The 16,040-nt window shown below is 54.1% G+C and carries 15 protein-coding genes; 6 read left to right on the top strand and 9 right to left on the bottom strand.

Annotated features, from left to right (window positions below; all coding sequences use genetic code 11):
* Positions 1-10 precede the first annotated feature (10 nt).
* Positions 11-694 carry a prepilin peptidase gene (locus tag AC5LBQ_RS01560; RefSeq protein WP_493264431.1) on the bottom strand — a complete coding sequence of 228 codons (684 nt, stop codon included), beginning with the start codon at positions 692-694 and terminating at the stop codon, positions 11-13.
* Between the two features lie 321 nt (positions 695-1,015).
* On the opposite strand from AC5LBQ_RS01560, the gene AC5LBQ_RS01555 reads away from it, so the two are divergent.
* From AC5LBQ_RS01555 to AC5LBQ_RS01530, 6 genes are all read left to right on the top strand, one after another.
* On the top strand, positions 1,016-2,350 hold the full coding sequence (locus tag AC5LBQ_RS01555) for an ABC transporter substrate-binding protein (RefSeq protein WP_295026779.1): 1,335 nt from the start codon (positions 1,016-1,018) through the stop codon (positions 2,348-2,350).
* 94 nt (positions 2,351-2,444) lie between these two features.
* Positions 2,445-3,290 carry a carbohydrate ABC transporter permease gene (locus AC5LBQ_RS01550; RefSeq protein WP_282921610.1) on the top strand — a complete coding sequence of 282 codons (846 nt, stop codon included), beginning with the start codon at positions 2,445-2,447 and terminating at the stop codon, positions 3,288-3,290.
* 50 nt (positions 3,291-3,340) lie between these two features.
* A complete protein-coding gene (locus tag AC5LBQ_RS01545; RefSeq protein WP_374043466.1) occupies positions 3,341-4,195 on the top strand; it encodes a carbohydrate ABC transporter permease in 855 nt (284 codons plus the stop codon).
* Between the two features lie 2 nt (positions 4,196-4,197).
* A complete protein-coding gene (gene malQ / locus AC5LBQ_RS01540; protein WP_282921612.1) occupies positions 4,198-5,709 on the top strand; it encodes a 4-alpha-glucanotransferase in 1,512 nt (503 codons plus the stop codon).
* A gap of 26 nt (positions 5,710-5,735) precedes the next feature.
* Positions 5,736-6,821 carry a LacI family DNA-binding transcriptional regulator gene (locus AC5LBQ_RS01535; RefSeq protein ID WP_295026781.1) on the top strand — a complete coding sequence of 362 codons (1,086 nt, stop codon included), beginning with the start codon at positions 5,736-5,738 and terminating at the stop codon, positions 6,819-6,821.
* 16 nt (positions 6,822-6,837) lie between these two features.
* Positions 6,838-7,503, top strand: coding sequence for a hypothetical protein (locus AC5LBQ_RS01530; RefSeq protein WP_493264430.1), 666 nt, complete (start codon positions 6,838-6,840; stop codon positions 7,501-7,503).
* Positions 7,504-7,532: 29 nt separating this feature from the next.
* On the opposite strand, the gene AC5LBQ_RS01525 is transcribed toward AC5LBQ_RS01530, so the two are convergent.
* From AC5LBQ_RS01525 to AC5LBQ_RS01490, 8 genes are all read right to left on the bottom strand, one after another.
* A complete protein-coding gene (locus AC5LBQ_RS01525; protein ID WP_493264429.1) occupies positions 7,533-8,375 on the bottom strand; it encodes a shikimate dehydrogenase family protein in 843 nt (280 codons plus the stop codon).
* A gap of 6 nt (positions 8,376-8,381) precedes the next feature.
* Positions 8,382-9,830, bottom strand: coding sequence for an endolytic transglycosylase MltG (gene mltG / locus AC5LBQ_RS01520; protein ID WP_493264428.1), 1,449 nt, complete (start codon positions 9,828-9,830; stop codon positions 8,382-8,384).
* 21 nt (positions 9,831-9,851) lie between these two features.
* Complete coding sequence (gene ruvX, locus AC5LBQ_RS01515; protein ID WP_493264427.1) at positions 9,852-10,313, bottom strand: Holliday junction resolvase RuvX; 462 nt, start codon at positions 10,311-10,313, stop codon at positions 9,852-9,854.
* Positions 10,314-10,373: 60 nt separating this feature from the next.
* Positions 10,374-13,061, bottom strand: coding sequence for an alanine--tRNA ligase (gene alaS / locus AC5LBQ_RS01510; protein WP_493264426.1), 2,688 nt, complete (start codon positions 13,059-13,061; stop codon positions 10,374-10,376).
* A gap of 105 nt (positions 13,062-13,166) precedes the next feature.
* Positions 13,167-13,460, bottom strand: a complete 294-nt coding sequence (locus tag AC5LBQ_RS01505; protein WP_295026786.1) for a hypothetical protein — start codon at positions 13,458-13,460, stop codon at positions 13,167-13,169.
* Between the two features lie 8 nt (positions 13,461-13,468).
* The gene (locus tag AC5LBQ_RS01500) at positions 13,469-13,825 is read right to left on the bottom strand and encodes a DUF948 domain-containing protein (protein WP_321076162.1); all 357 of its coding nucleotides are present in this window, start codon (positions 13,823-13,825) and stop codon (positions 13,469-13,471) included.
* Positions 13,826-13,940: 115 nt separating this feature from the next.
* On the bottom strand, positions 13,941-14,561 hold the full coding sequence (gene rpsD / locus AC5LBQ_RS01495) for a 30S ribosomal protein S4 (protein ID WP_282921621.1): 621 nt from the start codon (positions 14,559-14,561) through the stop codon (positions 13,941-13,943).
* Between the two features lie 139 nt (positions 14,562-14,700).
* Positions 14,701-16,038, bottom strand: coding sequence for a replication-associated recombination protein A (locus AC5LBQ_RS01490; RefSeq protein WP_493264425.1), 1,338 nt, complete (start codon positions 16,036-16,038; stop codon positions 14,701-14,703).
* Positions 16,039-16,040 lie beyond the last annotated feature (2 nt).

The following is a 16,040-nucleotide window of genomic DNA, read 5'->3' as shown; positions in this document are numbered from 1 at the left end:
AAGAAAGCGGCTAGATGCCCGCCAATATCGAGGGCAGATACACCACCCACGTGATGTAGGCGCCCGTGATGAGCCACGGGCCAAAAGCAATGTCTTTATCTAAATCAAGTTTTTTACGGATGACCTGGATTAAGGCAAACGCGCCGCCCAAGAGTGAGGCCAGTAGCAGCATCGCTAGGGGCGCGAACCAGTTATAAAGACCTAGCCACGCACTGAGCAGCGCTGCGAGCTTGACATCTCCCATCCCTAAACCGAGATACGTGGCGAGAGCCAGAACCAGCCCCATGGCTAGCCCCAAAACCCAAACTCGCGCCAGCGCTTCGGGACTACGCAAAATCAAGGCGACAATGCTCAGTACGGGCAACAGCATCGCAGCCCCCAGGCCCAGTAGCCGATTGGGCAACAGTCGAAAACGGGCATCAGTCAGAAGCATCGCACAAAATGGGGCGGTCCCCAGGTACACCGGCAAGGTGACGAGGAAATGGGTGAAACACAAACCGTGGGAAAAGTAGTTGAGGATGGACCACTGAATCACATTGAGGAAAACCGTAACTAAGGTGAGGCACAACGAAAAGGGTAGGTAGAACAGGTCCGGCAATTCGATGCTACGCTCGCGCAGAATTTTGGTCGTGACCGCGCCCACCGCGTAACCCCAGATTCCGCTGACAATCCATGCCAGAACGTGCCAGAGCATCCCTCCCCCTCCTTGCGCAAAAGCTTAATCATTGCCTACATTTTGGCTGAGCAACAGCTGTAAATTGCTTCTATTTTAGCTGGGTAAAGCGTGAAGATGGTGCTGTTTTCTCAAAAATTGTACATAGAGCGCTGGCGGGCGCCCGTAGCGCCCACACTATCGAAGCATCAAGGACTCGTGCGACCAAACAGGCGAATCTTAAAAATTCTTTTCTCAAATACTTGTTTTCTATCACGGTGAAGTGTAGTCTTTATCTATACGGAAACGTTTCCGTAACGACTCCCCAGCACCGGTGCTGCGGAGCGGACGCTAGGAGAAAAAATGGCAAGTAAATTCACAAAAATCGCCGCCTTATTGTCGGCAACCGCTTTGACCCTGACCCTGAGCGCTTGCGGTGGATCTGATAACACCGCCGCCGATGACGGCAAGGGTAAAGTTTATTACCTCAGCTTTAAACCTGAGCAAGACGAAACTTGGCAAAAAATTGCCAAGGCCTACACCGATGAGACTGGCGTTCCGGTAAAGGTCGTCACAGCAGCATCCGGCACCTATGAACAAACTCTTAAGGCAGAGGTAACCAAGAAAGAAGCCCCGACCCTGTTCCAGATCAACGGTCCGATTGGTATGCAATCGTGGAAAGACTACACTGCAGACCTCTCTTCCACAGATTTCTACAACAATCTTTTGGATAAGTCGATGGCAGTCGGCGAAGACGGCAAGATTTACGGCGTTCCCTATGTGGTAGAAGGCTACGGCATCATCTACAACCAATCAATCTTGAACAAGTATTTTGGTCTGCCCGGTGCCAAGGTCACCTCGATGGAGGAAGTAAAGAATTTCGACACCCTGAAGACCCTGGTAGAAGACATGCAAGCTAAAAAGGCGGACTTGGGCATTGATGGGGTATTTGCCTCCACTTCGCTGAAACCCGGTGAAGATTGGCGTTGGCAGACTCACTTGGCGGATTTACCTGTTTACTTTGAATACCAGGACAATGACACCGAGGACATGGATGAGTTGGAATTCAAGTACAACAAGGAGTACAAGAACATCTTTGACCTTTATCTGAACAACTCCACAATTGCGCCGACTTTAGCAAGCTCCAAAGCCGTAACTGACTCAATGGCAGAATTCGCTCTGGGTAAAGCCGCAATGGTGCAAAATGGTAACTGGGCATATGGTCAGATTTCCGAAGTCGCCGGGAACACGGTTAAGGCTGAAGACGTTAAGATGCTCCCCATCTATACCGGCAAATCCGGAGAGGAAACTCAGGGCTTGAACATCGGTACTGAGAACTTCTTCTCAATTAACTCCCAAGCCTCACCTGCTGATCAAAAGGCCTCCATAGACTTCGTGAATTGGTTGATTTCTTCCGATGCTGGCAAGAAATACATGGTTGACGAGCTTGGCTTCATTCCCCCGTTCAGCACCTTTAGCGAAACCGAACAGCCTGCTGATCCGTTGGCAAAGGAAGTTGTTTCTTACATGTCCAACAGTGAACTTAAGACCATCCCGTGGGTATTTACTACGTTCCCGAGCCAAACCTTTAAGGACGACTTTGGCCAAGCGCTGTCCCAATATGCTGCCGGTCAGATGAAGTGGGATGAGGTAGTCGAAATGTTCAAGACTGGCTGGGCTGCTGAGAAGCAATCCTAAATAGTCATATTCCGGTGAGGGGCGAACGCTTCTAACCTGGGCATGTTCGCCCCTCACCGATGCTACAAATACACAATCTTAAAAAGAGAAAACCATGGAACAAAGTCTTAAACGATGGGGTTTAGTATTTACCGGTCCCACTCTGCTCGCATTTACAATCGCTTTTTTGGCGCCATTCTTTATTGGCATTTACCTTTCCTTCAGCAAGTTCACCACGGTAACTAACGCTACTTTCAACGGAGTTGAAAATTACATCAAAGCCTTTAGTGAACGTCAGGGATTTGTCCACGCTCTGGGGTTCACAGTATTAGTCACGGCTATAGCAATCATTACTGTCAACGTGTTTGCCTTATCTATCGCCTATCTGTTGACTCGCAAGCTCAAAGGAACCAACTTTTTCCGCACTGTATTTTTCATGCCGAACCTCATCGGTGGTATCGTTTTGGGATATACTTGGCAAACCATCATCAATGCAGTACTGCGGAACTTTGATACTACTCTTGTCTCCGATGCACGACTTGGCCTGTTTGGTTTAATACTCCTGTTAAACTGGCAGCAGGTTGGCTATATGATGGTCATTTATATTGCCGGCTTGCAATCAGTTCCTCCAGATTTAGTCGAAGCTGCGCAAATTGATGGTGCCAGTCGTTGGCAGGTAATCCGGCACGTAACGTTACCGATGATTATGCCTTCCATCACAATTTGTACGTTCTTAACTCTGAGTAACTCATTCAAATTGTTTGACCAAAACTTGGCGTTAACCAACGGCGCCCCATTGAAACAAACAGAAATGGCTGCTCTAAACATCGTCAACACCTTCTTCGGCAAGGTCGGCTTCGAGGGCGTTGGTCAAGCCAAAGCTGTCATTTTCTTCCTCATTGTTTCTTTAATCGCATTCTTACAACTACGCATCACCCGCTCAAAGGAGGTTGAATCATGAGCACTCCTGTTCTGACTTCTGCGCCCGGCAACCACACTAACCAGGCCACGATGAACACCGCTCACTCTGGCGGCGTAACTGTCGGTAAAATCATCACCTATCTTTTCCTGACGCTTCTCACAGTCATTTTTATCGGTCCGTTATTGTTCATACTCATGAACTCCTTTAAGGGACGTTTCTTTATTTCCGACGCACCCTTTGCATTTCCCGTTGGACAATACTTCGCGGGAGTTACTAACTATGTGCAAGGGCTAGCAGCCACCGGCTTCTTTTCAGCATTCGGCTGGTCAGCTTTTATCACGGTTTTTTCCGTAATCATCATCGTATTCTTTGCAGCCATGACCGCTTATTACATCACGCGGGTGAAAACGTGGTGGACCAATCTGATTTATTTGGTACTGGTTTTTTCTATGGTGGTTCCATTTCAGATGGTCATGTTCCCAACCGTGAAAATCGCTGATTCATTAGGTTTAGCTAATCCCCTGGGCATGATTTTGTTGTATCTGGGATTTGGTGCAGGTCTTTCAGTATTCATTTTTTCTGGATTCATCAAAGGTATTCCCGTAGATGTTGAAGAGGCTGCCATGATTGATGGATGCGGACCTCTGCGAAATTACTTTTTAGTGGTTCTGCCAATGTTGAAACCCGTAACGATAACAGTATCGATTCTGATGACCATGTGGGTATGGAATGACTACCTGTTACCATACCTGGTCATCGGTCTGTCCACTCCCTACAAGACTATTCCCGTAGTAGTACAACAGCTAGTTGGTTCCCACGGTTCCAACGACATGGGAGCAATGATGGCTATGCTCGTCTTGGCAATCATTCCCATCGTGGTTTTCTATCTATTCTCACAGAAGTACATCATCGAAGGTGTTGTGGCAGGGGCGGTGAAGGGCTAACCATGCGAAAGAGGCAAGCTGGTATCTTGCTACCGGTGTTCTCCCTACCCGGTCCCTACGGGATGGGCTCATTGGGCAGTTTTGCCTATCAATTTATAGATGCTTTAGCTCAAGCGAATCAAAGTATCTGGCAAATTTTGCCCCTCTGCCCCCCGGGATATGGCGGCTCGCCTTATTCAAGTCAATCAGCCCAAGCCGGAAATCCCCTCTTCATTGATTTAGACAATTTGATGAAAAGGGGGTGGATTGAAGCCTCCCAATTGCAAGGATTGGATTGGGAGGCTCAATCCCCCTACATTGATTATGAGGCAGTCAGCCAATCAAAACACCAGGCACTGCGCTATGCTTACGCTACGTTTTGTGCACATGTTTCACGCGATTCATTTGAACAATTTCGCGCCAGCAATCCCTGGGTTCGAGATTATGCCCTGTTCCTGGCACTCAGTCATGAATTCAAACACAAGCCGTGGCAGGAATGGCCCAAAGAGTTAAGTCATCGTGAACCACAAGCTTTGGCTCGAGTCACCGCAGATCTGCGTGAAGAAATCGAATTCCACGAATTTTGCCAGTGGGTCTTTGAAACCCAGTGGAATGAACTACACGACTACGCAACCGGTAAAGGAATCAAAATTCTGGGTGATATACCCATATACGTCTCTCTCGATTCCGCAGATACCTGGGCTAATCCGCAACTGTTCCAACTGGGTTCCGACTTTTATCCCGAAAAAGTGGCGGGAGTACCTCCGGATGGTTTCTCTGCTACCGGTCAAATTTGGGGAAACCCACTTTATGACTGGCCAGCGCACCAACGCTCCGATTTTTCCTGGTGGAAGGAACGCATCGGTCGCCAGCTACAACGCGTAGATATCCTGCGAATCGACCATTTCCGCGGTCTCGAGTCATACTTTGCCATTCCTGCTGACGCGACCAGTGCGGTGGCGGGAACTTGGGAACCTGGACCGGGCATTGACTTTTTCACAGCCTTAGAAAAGCAATTGGGCACGCTACCATTGGTGCTTGAAGATCTCGGCTATTTGACTCCTGCAGTCGAAGACCTGCGCAATGCGACGGGTCAACCAGGCATCCAACTCATTCAGTTTGCCTTCGACAGCCGCGAACCTGCAGATTATTGGCCTCATGAAATTCCGAAAAATTCGGTTGTTTATACAGGAACTCACGATAACGACACGCTGCAAGGCTGGTTTGCCAGTCTCGCCCCAGAAGATCAAGAACTAGCCAGGATCTATTGCGGAGCTTCACACACCGCAATTGAGGACATGCCCCAGTGCTTCATAGCCCGGGCAATGACCTCCGTGGCGGATACCTGCATTATCCCCGCTGCGGACTACTTGGGGCTGGACAGCTCGGCACGTATAAACACTCCGGGGCAAATGCAGGGCAACTGGGGGTGGCGATTGTCGCAATCTGACTGGAATGCCTATCCATGGGATGAAATTGCACAGCTTACTGCCATCTCTGGACGTGCTCCGGGTACGCATCATACCCAGCACTGACCATCATCTCTAATAGAATGGGAGCCATGTTACCTGCGGAATACCCGGATAAACACCAAGTTGCAAATATCAAAGACGTTGCCCGGGCAGCCGGGGTCGGTATAGCCACTGTCTCCCGAGCTCTCAATGGTCAAGAGGGGGTCTCTGCACAGACACGTAAACGTATTGAAGAAACCGCTGCCACTTTGGGATACCAGCCCAATCGTCACGCGCGGTTTTTAAAACTCAACTCAAACCGCTCGATAGCAGTTGTCATCAAGGGTTTAGAGAATCCCCTGTTTGCACGAATTTTAGATCAGTTAGAGAGGGCTATCCGCAGCCACGACTATCAAGTCAACATCGTCTCGGTTCCACACTGGTCGGATGAGCTGAGAGACGCCATTCAAACAGTCGATGAAGATTCCGCTCTCGGCGTCATTTTCTTGGGTGCGCATTTCCAACATCGCGTGGATGATTTAGAGAAACTTTCGGTTCCTTTCGTGGTTTCTACGGTCAGCATGAAAGACAGCGCGCATCGTGAACGTTACGCTTCGGTTGCCATTGACGACTATGGAGAAGCCGGTCGCGTAGTCGATTATCTCTATCAACTAGGACACCGTCAGATAGGCATCATTGGTTCAGATTCTCTGGATAATTCCGTAGGTTCTCTCCGTCTGGCTGGATACTTCGACGCCTTACGCAAACACGGAATAGAACCACATCCCCAATGGGTGCGGTCTTTTGACAACTCCGAAGATTCCCCCTATTCGTTTGAAAATGGTTATCGAATGACCCGTGACCTGCTGCAAGAATGCCCTGATGTCACTGCCATTTTTGCCATTGCCGATGTGCTGGCAATCGGAGCAATGCAAGCAGCCAGAGATATGAATCTATGTATTCCTCGAGATATTTCGATTGTCGGTTTTGATGGAATTCCCTTGGGTTCCTACGTCTATCCAGCTCTCACGACTGTTAATCAACCGGCTGATGAGATTGCCGAAATCACCTGCGATTTATTATTCTCTCAGCTCAATGGAGAGCAGCCCCGACATATCATCGTACCCGGTCACCTGTTACCGAAAGGTACTACCGCTGCCCCTGCGCAGCTTTCTGATATTAGAGAGAACAGATAGTGAGGCATAGTCTTTCATGGCAAACCCGTTCGCGCCAGATTCTCGCCTGAACCAGGTTCTAGCTTTCATCATCACGGTATTTTTGTCTAACTTGGCAGCCATGCTGGGTCTAGGCTTAATCCTCACCGGTGGCTGGGCATGGTTGATGCTGTTTGCCATCAACTTATCCCTCATTGAAAACAACACCGCAAGTTTTCGCTCAGTATGGACAGCAATCAGGCAAAATTGGTTGATAGCTACGTTGCTATGGTTCGTTGACTTACTGTTTTTTGCCTTGGTGATTTGGGAATTTTATGCCCTAGGTAGCCTCAAGTCTGGGGTATTCAAGCTCCTGTGGGGGGCGTTGCTTTGCCTCGCGGTATTCCTTGTATTGAGCGTAAATGTGTGGATTTGGCCGATGTTGGTGAAAAGGAAAATTGCCTCAGCTGAGATTCTTGATTACCTACGTACCTGCTTGTTGCTCTCTTTTCACTATTTGGGTCGTACCGTCGTCTGTATCGCTATAATCACCGTGCCAGCCCTCATAATGATGATTTTTCCCAGTTTTTTTTGGCAAGTAGCGACTTGGCTAATCTGTTTTGGCGTATCTTTTGGTGTTTATCTCATAGTTTTGCTGATTCACCAGCCTCTAGGCGATTTTTGTACAGAACCCGGCGCCCCAACACGGCCGTTTACGTCCTAAATGTCTGGCTTCGCCCCCACTGTCGAGTTTCAGTGCCGATTGGGCAAATTCCTCAGCAAAGCGGGACGCAAAATTTCGGCGTTGACTTCCTGTCCCGTAAACAGCTTTACCTGGGCGACGCCCTGGTGCAACAGCATTTCCCATCCGGGAATGACCTGCGCTCCACACCTCTGTGCCCAACTGGCAAGCGGGGTTGGCCACGGCGCATATGCCGCATCAAGAAAAATTGCGTGGGAGATAATCTGTAGCAGTGACAGGGGCAGAGCATCTTGGACGGGGGCGGGCACAGTCCCCATCACCAGCTGTGCCGCGCGCAGTGCCCGGTTAACGTCCTCAACCTGGTGCCATGCCACCGCCCGGACGCTCAAGCCCATCCGTTGTGCCGCCTGAAAAGCCGCGCCCGTTTGGGCAGTAGTCCGGGAAATGACCGTCAGCTCTGTGAGTCCCAACTCGGTGAAAGCCGCCAAGGCCGAAGCCGCTGTGGAACCCGAACCGAAGATAACCCCGCTACCCCCGGACGGTAGATTCGTCGCGCCACCTTGGCGGAAAGCCTCGACGACGCCGCGGACATCAGTGTTGAATCCGGTCCAATCTCCTCCCGCGGCGGGGACCAGCGTATTCACCGCCCCGGTGACCTTGGCCAAGCCGTCAGCGAAAGTCGCAGCCTGTAGCGCCTCCGGTTTCAAAGGCATAGTCACTGCCAAGCCACGCAGCTGTGCATCCGCCTCGGTTAGGAATGCGTTGAGCGTTCCCGACCGAACGCGCTGGCAGCGAAAATCCCAGTTCAGACCCAGCTCACGATACGCAGCCAGATGAATTACGGGAGACAAGGAATGCGCAATCGGATCTCCCACAACCAGACAATACGGCACTACCCGCTACCCTTTACAGATTTCGGGGTGGTCCTTACAAAATTGTTTCAACAGCTCCACGTTGGCTTTCTGTTCCTCCATGGTCGCGCTGAAACGAGTCTCACCCGTATTCAAATCCACCGTGGTGAAGTACAGCCAGTCCCCCGGCGGCGGGTTGCGGGTGCCGTCAAAAGCGTCCTGGCCCACGACCCCGATAGGACCGGGCGGCAGCCCCTTGTGACGATAGGTATTGTACGGATTGGAAGCGTCAGCGACCTCTGCGGCGGTCGGAATTTTGCGGGACTTCGAGGATTCGCCCAAACCGTATATAACCGTGGAATCCATATTCATAAATCCAACAGTTTCCTTGCTGGTATCCATCCGGTTTTCTAACACTCGTGCAATCTTTGCGTAGTCCTGTTTTTGCAGGTCGCTGCCCTCACGCTGGACGATAGACGCCTTGGTCAGGAACGTCTCCCACTGGGCCTCGGGAATTCCCGCGTCCCGCAGTCGCTTGACATTGGCGGCTACCATCTGGCGCACCGTTTCGGTCGCGTCCTGACCGGGTCCCACCAGGTAAGTTCCGGGTGCTAGCCACCCCTCGATGTTTCCACCGGCGACTTTGGGCAGTCCCGGAGCGTTGGCAAAAGCAGCTTCCACGTCAGCGTCACTAAAACCTGCATTCGTCACCAGTTGCTCTTTGACCTGCCACTTTGTCAGACCCGGACCAATCGTAATCTGATCGTCAACCCGGTTCGCTTTGTCAATCAAGATGGACAAAGCATTGACGGCAGACATGTGTTTGGCCATCGCGTAGGTTCCGGGCTGAATCGCCGAGCAGGCGGCTTCCTGGTCGCGGCACGCGTTAAAGAACGCCTGTGAGGACGCTACGACCTGCGCTTTAGCTAGAATATTGCCAATGTCTGAGCCCAGCGCACCCTCGGGAACTGTTACCATCACCTGACCGGTGCCGCTACCTTCGTAATCGGCTCCCTTGGCGCTGAGCCAACGATTAAAAATGATTGCGCCAAAAACAATGGCTACTACCAGCAGCGTGACCACAATCGTCAGGACGATAAACGTGCGATTCCGCATGGTCTTACGACGCCGAATTCGAGAACGTTTGTCACGCCGATGGTGTTCGCTCGGGGTTACTTCCGGTTGTTCAGCGGGGGCAACCTGCGTCTCTTGCAGGAGAGATTCTACGGTTGTGTCCGCGACCTGGGATACTCCAGAGGTCACGCGAGGAAAAGACGGGGTGTCAAGTTCCTCTGGGCGATTGCGTCGGCTGGGAAGTGTGCGCGGCGTTGGTTCAATCGCGGGATTGGGGGATTGAGAGGATGCCGCCTGGGGCGGAAGTTCCGGGTTAGAGGGGGCCGGCGAGTCAGTCTGGGTTAAGGCGGCTTGACCGTGCTGCGCTAAATACCGACGTCGGCGCCGCGGTCCCATCGATGCTAGATCTTCAGTGTCTGACATGTACTTCCCTCGTTACGTGGTTTACTCAATGATAACCAACTCGCCAGGTAAGTTCCCTGTTTGAGTCAAAGTTTCTAAAGCTCGAGTGAGGATGGTCACAGCGGCAAGTTGGTCAACCATCTCCTTTTGCCGGCGGGTACTAACCCCGGCATCGCGCAGTTTGGAGTGGGCGTCAGCCGAGCTCAACCGTTCATCAATGAGATGGACCGGCAGTGTGTCAAGCCGTCTGACCAGACGTCGGGCGTAAGACCGCGCCATCCGGGCAGCCTCGCCCTCCTTGCCGTTCATCAATTTCGGTAAACCCACAAATACGGCCCGAGGATCGCTTTCCTCGATGATTCCCACCAGTTCGTCCAGTTCGGAACCGTCCGGCCGAACCTGCAAGGTTTCCACTGGCAACGCCAGGGACGTCCCCGCGACCGAGCGGGCGACACCCACGCGCGCCTTACCCACGTCTATGGCGAGAAAGTTTCCGGCGACCATCCTGTGCGTTATCCCCTATCGGTGTGACGGCTCGGCGGAAAGCCCCGAACCGGCGGTTGTTTACTTGGCGAGTACTGACTGCAGTGCGGCCACTACGGCATCCAAACCGTTTTCCGGTTTGCCTGCGGGAGCTCCGCCACCTTGCGCCAAGTCGTCCTTGCCGCCGCCGCCGCCACCCATGGCCGCAGCCCCGGCCTTCACCAATGCCCCGGCCTTCACACCTTTGTCGCGAGCCGCTTCGTTACTGGCCACGACCAGCATCGGTTTTCCACCGATATCGGCCGCCAGCGCAACGACCACCGGATCCGCGTTAGAGAACCGCCCGCGCAAAGTGGTGGCTGCCTGACGCAAATCGTCCACGGAACCTGCCTGAGCGACCTGGTGAATGACCTGCACGCCGCGGAGCGTTTCGGCGGATTTTACGTAATCGTCCAGATTGGACAGCAAAGCTGCCAACCGGGTCTTTTCGAGTTCTTTTTCTGCGACCTTGAGTCGATCCATCAGGGAAGTAATGCGCTCCACCAGGCTTTCCGGCTTGGCGCCGACCAGCTGGGTGATCTGAGACACCAAGGCGTGCTCCTTAGCTTGGAATCCGGAAGCACCATTTCCGACCAGTGCTTCAATACGCCGCACTCCTGAACCAATCGAGGATTCTCCCAACACGGCTATAGAGCCGATATGCCCGGTCAGTGGGACGTGGGTGCCGCCGCAGAACTCTCGAGACCAACCATCGCCAATATCAACGATGCGCACAATCTTGCCGTACTTTTCCCCGAAAATGGCCTGCGCGCCGGTCTTTCGCGCCTCCTCGATGGGCATCTGATAGTCGGTAACAGTCATATTGGTCTGGACTCGTTCGTTTGCTTCCGCCTCAATGTCCGCCACCAAAGAATCCGGCAAAGCCGTCGCGTTACGAAAATCGAAACGGACATGCCACGGGGCGTTTTCCGACCCGGCTTGGGTCGCACCCTGCCCCAGGGAATCCAACAGAATTTGGTGAATGACGTGGGTAGACGTGTGGGCTCGGGCAATCGCGCCGCGGCGCTCCACATCAATCGTAGCTTGGGCATCCTCACCGAGAGCAACCTGACCTTCCGTCAAAGTCCCCCGATGCATGGGCAGTCCCTTCACCGGAGCCTGCACATCAGCCACATCCAGTACTCCACCGCCCGCAAAGGTCACCTGACCCTGGTCAGCCAGCTGCCCGCCGGCCTCCGCATAGAACGGGGTCCGGTCCAGCAGGACCTCAACGGTAGCCGGGGCTGTTGCGACCGGTACCGGTTTGCCGTCCTGCAAAATACCGACCACCCGCGCCGGAGCACTGGTTTCGGTATACCCCAGGAACTCCACCGTGTTGCTCTCGCCAAGTTTCGCCGCCAGCTCGTGATAGACGTGAGCATCGACGTGTCCGGTTTTCTTGGCCACCGCGTCCGCCCGGGCGCGCTGCTTTTGTGCGTTCATCAACTCGGTGAAACGCTTTTCGTCCACCTTGACCCCGGCTTCCGCCGCCATTTCCAGCGTCAGAGACAACGGGAAACCGTAGGTATCGTGCAGTTGGAAAGCGTCGTCGCCGCTCAGGGCCGCGCCCAACTGTTTCGCTTTCGTCACCGCGGTATCCAAGATGAGGGTTCCGGCGTCGAGGGTGCGGCGGAAAGCGTCTTCTTCAGCGTAAGCCACGTCAGAAATGGTGTTCCAGTCCTTCTCCAGCTCGGGATAAGAGGCTTTCATCACATTCATCGAAGCGGGCAACAGCTGCGGCATTACGGCCTCGGTTACGCCCAACAGCCGCATGGAACGCACCGCGCGGCGCATGAGGCGGCGCAGCACGTAGCCGCGTCCCTCATTGCTGGGACGAACCCCATCGCCAATCAGCATCAGGCTGGAACGCACGTGGTCAGCCACGATACGGAAGTGAACGTCCATCGGGTCGGGGCTGGAAGTGTAGCGGCGCCCAGACATTTCCTGAGCGACTTCGATGACGGGGAACACCTCGTCAATTTCGTACATATTGTCTTTGCCCTGGAGGACAAAGGCCAGACGTTCCAGGCCCAAGCCCGTATCGATAGCGGTTTGGTCCAGCTTGCCCAAAAGTGGGTAGTCTTTGCCGGAGCCTTCGCCGCGCAGGAACTCATCAAAAACCAGGTTCCACAGTTCCAGGTAACGGTCGCCTTGCGTGTCAACTTCCGGACCGCCCTCGGGACCGTATTCAGGTCCGCGGTCCAGGTGGATTTCCGCACAAGGGCCGGCGGGGCCGGGCTGGCCGGTATCCCAAAAGATTTCTTCGCGTGGAAGTTTTTGGACGTGGGTCGGATCCAAACCGATTTGCCGAGTCCAGATATCCCAAGCGGCCTCGTCTTGGTCCCAAATCGTGACCCAGAGCTTGTCGCCGTCCAGGCCATAGCCGCCGTCCTTTTGACTACCGGTCAGCAAATCCCAGGCATACTGAGACGCGCCTTCCTTAAAGTAGTCGCCGAAAGAAAAGTTCCCGCACATCTGAAAGAACGTACCGTGACGCGTGGTTTTCCCGACCTCGTCGATGTCGTTGGTGCGGATACATTTTTGTACCGAGGTGGCTCGCGGCCACGGCGCCGGTTCGGTTCCCACAATGTAGGGAATGAACGGAACCATGCCCGCGATGGTGAACAAAATCGAGGGGTCGGGCGAAATGAGCGGCACCGAGGGGCGAACCTCATGACCGTTCTTTGCAAAAAAATCCAGCCAACGCTGACGAACTTCCGCAGTACGCATGTATATGTATCTTTCCTTCGTGTCCGGGCAGTTTCCCGGATTATCTGTCCTGGTCCCCCGGTCAGTTTGCTCCGGGCAACTTTCGTGTATTGTCAGTTAGTTTCGCTAAAAGTCCAGTTCGTCGTCCAGCGTGGAGTCACGGTGACGTCCACGTCCGACTTTAAAGCCGCCGCGATCTTCCTTCCGGGCGCTCCAAGTGTCGCGGGCTTGCTCGATTTCTGAATCACTGGAGCTCAGAGCCTCGATGAGTTCTCCCTCGCGCTGCGACATATCCGCACGAAACCCCTGGGTCATCTGATCGACAGTCTGCCGAAACGGGGTCACGGTAAAGTACGCGGCCAGCGCCGCCCCCGCGGAAAGCAGCAGCGTCGTCCCGACTGCTTTTGCTGTATTCGACATCGGTCCCCCTACTTCGCTTTCTTCGCGTCAATGCCCATGGCTTTACGCACCGCATAGTTAAACGCGGCGACTTTAATGAGCGGCCGGCCCAGCGTTGCCGTAAACAAGGTCGTCAGAGCCGAAAGATCCTCGACAGAACGATTCGCCGCCGAGGTCATGGAATCGACCCGTTCCAACTGATTATTGACCTGGTCCAAAGACGTCTGTCCCTGTTTGACCGCCACCACCGTTTCGTCGGCGACAGTTTTGATGGATTGCTCCAGTTGGGAAAACACCCCACCCAGTTTCCACAGCGGCACTGCCAAAAAAAGCACCAATACCGCGAAAGCCACGGCGGCAATAATCCCGGCAATTTCACCAATCATGTCATTCTCCTGTCCCGGTGTAGCGACCGAATTCCGCGCAGTCTGCGCGTAACGCACCGTGATATTCTAACTTTAAACAAGTGACCCCGGGAAAATCCCGGGGTCACTGAAAGTTTTAGCGGGAATAGTGCTCCACAACCAGTTGCACTTCACACTGAATCGGGACTTCTTCACGCTTAGGCTGGCGATCCAGAGTAAAGCGCAGCTTTTCCAAATCAACCTTCAAATAGGGCGGTACATCAGGCAGCACATCGCGGTGAGAACCGCGGGCAGCCACCACGAAGGGGTCCTTGACCTGGGAGGACGGCTTGACCTGGACGGTCTGGCCGGGACGCACCTTGTAAGAGGGGCGATCCACAATCTTGCCGTCGACCAAGATGTGACGGTGGGTTACCGCCTGACGAGCCTGGAACATGGTGCGTCCGAAACCGGCACGCAACACCAGGGCATCAAGCCGAGTTTCCAGCAATTCCACCAGGTTGTCACCGGTCTGGCCTTCCATCCGGCGCGCCTCCTGGAACGTCTTGACCAGCTGCGCCTCACGAATCGCGTATTGGGCGCGCAAACGCTGCTTTTCCTTCAAACGCACCGCGTAGTCAGATTCGCTACGGCGGCGGGCACGGCCGTGTTCACCGGGTCCGTAAGGACGACGTTCAAAGTACCGCTTAGCTTTCGGGGTCAGCGGCATCCCCAAGGCGCGCGACAAACGCACCATTTTCCGAGAACGGTTTCCCATTTATATTCTTCCTGTCTTATTGCAAAGTCACCCCGCGAGGGCATCTCGGCGGGGAGGGGTCACCTTTTTGGCTAAGACCCCAGGTGTCCGGGCGTCAACCAACCGAGGGTTGGACAAAACACCGGGCAACTTGGCTATCTTACCGCATTTTTTGAATCTTGCGTATTTTGGCCAGTCTCTCGCCCAACGTGACTTCCCACCCGTGGGCAGAAGGTTCGTAATAAATCTTGTCTTTCAGCGGGTCAGGCAGGTATTGCTGCGCGACTATCCCGCGGGTGTCATCGTGTGGATAGTTATAGGTCCCCAGAGCTTTCCTGTCGGCGTCAGCCCCCGGATAATGCTGGTCACGCAGATAGGAAGGAACGGTGCCAATGTTTCCGGCCTCCACGTCAGCCACCGCGGTGTTGATGCCGACATAAGCCCGATTCGACTTCGGGGCCGTCGCTACCGCGACCACCGCCTCAGCCAGCGGAATCCGCCCTTCCGGCATCCCAATCAACTGCACCGCTTGTGCCGCCGCGACCGCGAGGGGCAGCACGGTCGGATCAGCCAACCCAACGTCTTCTGCCGCCGCAATGACGACTCGGCGGGCAATGAAGCGCGGATCTTCCCCGGCCTTAATCATCCGCGCCAAATAGTGCAGGGCGGCATCGGGGTCGGAACCTCGCATCGACTTGATAAACGCCGAAGCCACGTCATAATGCTCGTCAATGCCGTAACGCACCACGGCCGTGTCTGCCGCAACCGCAACATCGTCTTCGGTAATCTCGCTGGCCTCGCGGGAATCCGCTCCCCCGGCGGCAGCTTCCAACAGGGTCAAGGCTTTACGCCCGTCCGCGCCGGCCAATCTGATGAGGCTTTCCCTAGCGTCCGAGGTCAGGGTGTACTTTCCAGCCAGTCCGCGTTCGTCCGCCAAAGCCCGGTCCATAATGGTCTCGATATCCTGGTTTGTCAGTGGTTTCAACGTCAGCAGCAGGGATCGGGACAACAGTGGAGAAATGACGGAAAAAGCCGGATTTTCGGTGGTGGCGGCGACCAGAATAACCCACCGGTTTTCCACTGCCGGCAGCAGCGAGTCCTGCTGCGATTTAGAAAACCGATGAACCTCATCTAAAAATAAAATCGTTTCTTGACCGCTCAGGCTCAGCCGTTGCTTCGCCGCGTTAATGACCTCACGGACTTCCTTGACTCCCGCGTTGATGGCGGAAAGCTGGGCGTATTCCCGGCCCCCTGCCTGCGCCACCATATATGCCAAGGTTGTTTTGCCAGTTCCGGGCGGACCGTAGAGAATCACGGAGGAAGTCATCTCGGTGTCTGCCCGCAACAGCCGCTGTAACGGCGAATTGGGCGCCAAAAGGTGTGACTGTCCCACCAATTCTGCTACGTTACGTGGACGCATCCGCACCGCCAGAGGAGCATCCGGACGAAACTCCGGAACCCCTCTGCCGGTATCGCTCAAGGAATCAAACAAGTCCATGA

Source organism: Mobiluncus sp., from assembly GCF_985070215.1.
This window is presented reverse-complemented; position numbering and strand designations above follow the sequence as displayed.

Bases quoted from the DNA above. Each gene is read 5' to 3' on its own strand.
- AC5LBQ_RS01560 (WP_493264431.1), bottom strand. From the start codon at position 694: ATGCTCTGGCACGTTCTGGCATGGATTGTCAGCGGAATCTGGGGTTAC.
- AC5LBQ_RS01555 (WP_295026779.1), top strand. From the start codon at position 1,016: ATGGCAAGTAAATTCACAAAAATCGCCGCCTTATTGTCGGCAACCGCT.
- AC5LBQ_RS01550 (WP_282921610.1), top strand. From the start codon at position 2,445: ATGGAACAAAGTCTTAAACGATGGGGTTTAGTATTTACCGGTCCCACT.
- AC5LBQ_RS01545 (WP_374043466.1), top strand. From the start codon at position 3,341: ATGAACACCGCTCACTCTGGCGGCGTAACTGTCGGTAAAATCATCACC.
- malQ (WP_282921612.1), top strand. From the start codon at position 4,198: ATGCGAAAGAGGCAAGCTGGTATCTTGCTACCGGTGTTCTCCCTACCC.
- AC5LBQ_RS01535 (WP_295026781.1), top strand. From the start codon at position 5,736: ATGTTACCTGCGGAATACCCGGATAAACACCAAGTTGCAAATATCAAA.
- AC5LBQ_RS01530 (WP_493264430.1), top strand. From the start codon at position 6,838: ATGGCAAACCCGTTCGCGCCAGATTCTCGCCTGAACCAGGTTCTAGCT.
- mltG (WP_493264428.1), bottom strand. From the start codon at position 9,830: ATGTCAGACACTGAAGATCTAGCATCGATGGGACCGCGGCGCCGACGT.
- ruvX (WP_493264427.1), bottom strand. From the start codon at position 10,313: ATGGTCGCCGGAAACTTTCTCGCCATAGACGTGGGTAAGGCGCGCGTG.
- alaS (WP_493264426.1), bottom strand. From the start codon at position 13,061: ATGCGTACTGCGGAAGTTCGTCAGCGTTGGCTGGATTTTTTTGCAAAG.
- AC5LBQ_RS01505 (WP_295026786.1), bottom strand. From the start codon at position 13,460: ATGTCGAATACAGCAAAAGCAGTCGGGACGACGCTGCTGCTTTCCGCG.
- AC5LBQ_RS01500 (WP_321076162.1), bottom strand. From the start codon at position 13,825: ATGATTGGTGAAATTGCCGGGATTATTGCCGCCGTGGCTTTCGCGGTA.
- rpsD (WP_282921621.1), bottom strand. From the start codon at position 14,561: ATGGGAAACCGTTCTCGGAAAATGGTGCGTTTGTCGCGCGCCTTGGGG.
- AC5LBQ_RS01490 (WP_493264425.1), bottom strand. From the start codon at position 16,038: ATGGACTTGTTTGATTCCTTGAGCGATACCGGCAGAGGGGTTCCGGAG.